Source organism: Streptomyces sp. NPDC054840, from assembly GCF_053611065.1.
Genome location: NZ_JBSGZP010000649.1, coordinates 1 through 4128, shown reverse-complemented (window position 1 = coordinate 4128; position 4128 = coordinate 1). Strand labels below are relative to the sequence as shown.

At 71.6% G+C, this 4128-nt stretch carries 5 protein-coding genes; all 5 read left to right on the top strand.

The features are described 5' to 3' along the window. The coding region (locus tag ACWGIU_RS31565; RefSeq protein WP_453711538.1) for an SLAC1 family transporter at window positions 1-717 on the top strand (717 nt) is incomplete at its 5' end. A gap of 77 nt (window positions 718-794) precedes the next feature. Then, the gene (locus tag ACWGIU_RS31560; protein ID WP_453711537.1) at window positions 795-1229 is read left to right on the top strand and encodes a VOC family protein; all 435 of its coding nucleotides are present in this window, start codon (window positions 795-797) and stop codon (window positions 1227-1229) included. Window positions 1230-1402: 173 nt separating this feature from the next. Beyond that, window positions 1403-2089, top strand: a complete 687-nt coding sequence (locus ACWGIU_RS31555) for an epimerase (RefSeq protein ID WP_453711536.1) — start codon at window positions 1403-1405, stop codon at window positions 2087-2089. Window positions 2090-2146: 57 nt separating this feature from the next. Continuing rightward, window positions 2147-3355 carry an RNA ligase gene (locus ACWGIU_RS31550; protein WP_453711535.1) on the top strand — a complete coding sequence of 403 codons (1209 nt, stop codon included), beginning with the start codon at window positions 2147-2149 and terminating at the stop codon, window positions 3353-3355. Window positions 3356-3358: 3 nt separating this feature from the next. Next, on the top strand, window positions 3359-4128 hold a 770-nt coding region (locus ACWGIU_RS31545), incomplete at its 3' end, for an AAA family ATPase (protein WP_453711534.1).

Genomic DNA, 4128 nt, shown 5'->3' with positions numbered 1-4128 from the left:
GCCGTGGCCGCCACCACCGTCATCGGAGCCAGGCTCTCGCAGCAGGGGTGGCAGACGGCGGCCGCCGCGCTGCTCGTACTGGCCGCGGTGCTCTGGCCCGGGCTGCTGTTCAACGTCCTACGGCACTGGCGGCGGCGCATGCCGGGAGCGGCCTTCCTCGGCTGCGTGGCAACCCAGGGACTCGCCCTCCTCACCGCGTCCCTCGCCGACGCCCACCACCAGGACCCGCCGGCACGGGCGGCGATGGCCGGCTTCTGCCTCGGCCTGCTGCTCTACCTGGCGGCCCTCTTCCGCTTCGACCTGCGCGAGGTGGTGGGCGGGGCGGGTGACCACTGGGTGGCGGGCGGCGCACTCTCCATCTCCGCCCTGACCGGGTCCAAGCTCACGGCGTCACCCGTATGGACCGGTTCGGCGCACACCACGCTGCGTACCGTCACCCTGGCCCTGCTCGCCCTGTCCCTGGTCTGGTACGTCGTCCTCCTGGCCGCGGAACTGCGCCACCCGCGGCCGCGCTACGACATCCGGCGCTGGGCCACCGTCTTCCCGCTCGGCATGACGGCCACCGCCTGCCTCTCCGTGGCGGACCCGGCCGGCATCGCCTGGCTGCGCCCGCTGGGCGGGGTGCTGCTCTGGATCGCCGTGGGGGCCTGGCTGCTGACCTTCGCGGCGCTGGTCGCCTCGCATTTCACCGCCGGGAGCGGGGCGACGGGCCGATGACGCCCGCGCCACCCGCCCCGCGCCCGCACCCCTTCCGCCGTGTGGCGACGGCGCTGCCTCCTCAGTAGGGTCCGGGCATGGCCTACACATTCCAGGTGACCATCGACTCGACCGACCCGCACACGCTTGCCGACTGGTGGGCCGAGGCCCTCGGCTGGGAAGTGGAGCCGAGCGACGAGCAGTTCATCCGCGGCCTGATCGAGGCGGGCCAGGCGAGCGAGGACGACACCAAGACCCACCGGGGCATCCTCGTCTGGAAGGTGGGCGCCGCGATCCGTCACCCGGAGGGGCTGGAGCGCGCGCCCCGCGTCCTGTTCCAGTTCGTCCCCGAACCCAAGACGGTCAAGAACCGGGCCCACTTCGACGTCCGTACCGGCTCCGACGACCCGAAGGAAGTGGTCGAACGCCTCATCGCCAACGGGGCCACGCACCTGCACGAGGGCCGCCAGGGCCCCAGCGTATGGACGACACTCGCCGACCCCGAGGGCAACGAGCTCTGCGTCTCGCACTAGGTCGTCTCTTTCGCATTTTGCCGGTTGAGCCCGCGTCGTCTGGTGCTGTGCCTCGCAAGGCGGAGGGGCGCCGGTGTACCGGACGTACTTGGCTGCTCCGACAACGCGGCGAGATGCGGTGCCAGGCGGCGCGGGTCAGGCAAAATCCGAAAGAGACGACCTAAGGGGTGTCCGTGAACGTGATCCTCTTCGGCGCGACCGGCATGCTCGGCCGGGGCGTCCTGCGCGAATGCCTGCGCGACGATGCGATCGAGAGCGTCCTCGCCGTCGGACGCACGCCGCTCGGCGTCAGCCACCCCAAGCTGCGCGAGTCCGTCCTGAGCGATCCGTCCGACCTGGCCGCCGCCGGGATCGACCCGGCCGCGTACGACGCCTGCTTCTTCTGCCTGGGGGTCTCCTCCGTCGGCATGAAGGAGGAGGCGTACCGGCACCTCACCTACGACCTGACGCTCGCCGTGGCCCGGCCACTGGCCGCCGCCAACCCCGGCCTGACCTTCGTCTACGTCTCCGGCGAGGGCACGGACAGCACCGAGCGGGGCCGTTCCATGTGGGCCCGGGTCAAGGGCAAGACCGAGAACGCCCTGCTGGAACTCCCTTTTCGCGCCTATATGTTCCGTCCCGGGATCGTCCAGCCGGTGCGCGGGGTGCCCTCCAAGGCCCGCATCTCCCGGATGTTCTACGCCGTCCTCGGACCGCTGGTCCCGCTCGTGCGGCGGGTCGCTCCGGACATGGTCATCACCTCCGAGGCCTTCGGCCGCGCCATGATCGCGGTCGCCACACCCGGAACCGAGGTCCCCGGCCACATCCTGCGGCCCGCCGACATCAACCGCCTGGGCGGTGCGCCGACCAGGCATAATTGACTACCGGGCACACCCTCCCGCACGCGAGAATGAGCCATCTCGAACCGGGAGGACCCTATGAGCCAGGAGACCCTGACTCTGCATGACCTGATGCCCGCCCAGGCGCTGGCGGAGTCGATCGAAGCCGGGTACGTGACCCGCAAGTCGCACCCCGAACTGCCGCTGTCCATCTACACCTACACCCGGACGGCACAGTACGAACGCGTCTGGAACGACGTCACCACACGCTGTCGCGGACTCGTCGCCGACGACGACACCGGCGCCGTCGTCGCGTTGCCGCTGCCGAAGTTCTTCAACGTCGGCGAGCACGAGTCGGGTCAGCCGTACGCCCCCGCCCTCCCGGACGAGCCGTTCGAGGTCTACGACAAGGTCGACGGCAGCCTCGCCGTCGTCTTCCACTACGCGGGCCGCTGGCGGGTCGCCTCCAAGGGCTCGTTCATCAGCGCCCAGGCGACCTGGGCGCAGCGCACGCTCGACGGCCGGGACACCGGGGCCCTCCGCCCCGGCACCACCTACCTCGCCGAGATCCTGTACCCGCAGAACCGCATCGTCGTCGACTACGGCGACCGCCGGGACCTCGTCCTCCTCGCGGCCTTCGGACAGGACGGTACGGAGGTCCCGCTCACCGAGGCCGCGTCGCACTGGGAGGGGATCGGCTCCGTCGTCACGGTGTGGCCCGCCATGCCGATCGACGAGCTGATCGCGCTGGCCGAGTCCAACACCCTGCCCGGCGGCGCCTCGGCGACCGGCACCCAGGCGGAGGGCTTCGTGCTGCGGTTCGCCTCCGGTGTGCGCGCGAAGGCCAAGCTGGCCGAGTACGTACGGCTCCACCGGCTGCTCACCAAGGCGACCGAGCGGGACATCTGGCGCGCCCACGGCGTGCAGCGGTTCGCCGGCCTGCCCGTCAAGCAGCTCGCCCAGGGCCTCGGCACCACGGTCGCCGAGATCGAGGCCTCGGACGGCAAGCCGCTCGACGCGCTGCTGGACCAGGTGCCCGACGAGTTCGACGCGTGGGTGCGCGAGGTGATCGAGCGGATGGAGTCCGAGGCGGCGCTGCGCGAGCGTGCCATCGACGAGGCGTACGCGGGACTCGCGCACCTGGCAGCCGACCGGGGAGCCTTCGCCCGGGCCGTGAAGGCCCTGCCCGACCGTGAGCTCCGGGCCGCGATGTTCCTGCGCCTGGACGGCCGCTCGACAGAACTGGCCGTATGGCGCAACGTGCGGCCGGAGACGTCCGACCCCTTCACGAACGACGAGGAGAACTGACCCGTGTCCGAAGAGACACTCACGAACACGGACGCGAACCCGACCGCGAACCAGACCGCGAACCCGATCGCGCATCCGACCGCGGACGCGACCGCGCCCCCCGCCGCCGCCCAGGAGCCCCGGCTGCCCGTCGTGCACGTCATGACGGGCCTGCCGGCCTCGGGCAAGACGACAGCCGCACGCGCCCTGCAGGCCGAGGCAGGTGGCCGCATGCGCCGCGTCAACCTCGACGACCTGCGCCTCATGCTCGACCTCCCGGATCCCGCGCGGGGCCGCAGCTTCAGGCACGAGCAGACCGTGCTGGCCGTCCAGGACGCGGCGGTCCGCGCGGCGGTCGACGGCGGTTTCGACGTGGTCGTCGACAACACCCACCTGACCAAGAACATCCCCAAGCGGCTCAAGGCGGCGGTCGGCGGTCTCGCGACCTTCGTCGTGCACGACTTCACCGACGTCCCGCTGGAGGAGTGCCTGCGCAGGGACGCCGCGCGCGAGCGCCAGGTCGGTGAGGAGATCATCCGTATCCTCGCCGAGAAGCACGAGAAGGCGCGGCGGAAGGGCTGGCGGCTGACGTCGGAGTGGATGAACGGCGGGGCGGGCGCGGTGGCCGCGCCGCCCGTGACGGAGTACGTCCCCGACCCGGCCCTGCCGGCGGCGGTGATGTGCGACATCGACGGCACGCTCGCGCTGACCGGCGACCGGGGCCCGTACGACTTCTCGCGTTGCGAGCTCGACCTGCTCAACGAGCCGGTACGGCACGCCCTCGACGCCTTCCG

Coding starts and splice junctions, on each gene's coding strand:
- ACWGIU_RS31550 (WP_453711535.1), top strand. CDS start 2,147: ATGAGCCAGGAGACCCTGACTCTGCATGACCTGATGCCCGCCCAGGCG.
- ACWGIU_RS31560 (WP_453711537.1), top strand. CDS start 795: ATGGCCTACACATTCCAGGTGACCATCGACTCGACCGACCCGCACACG.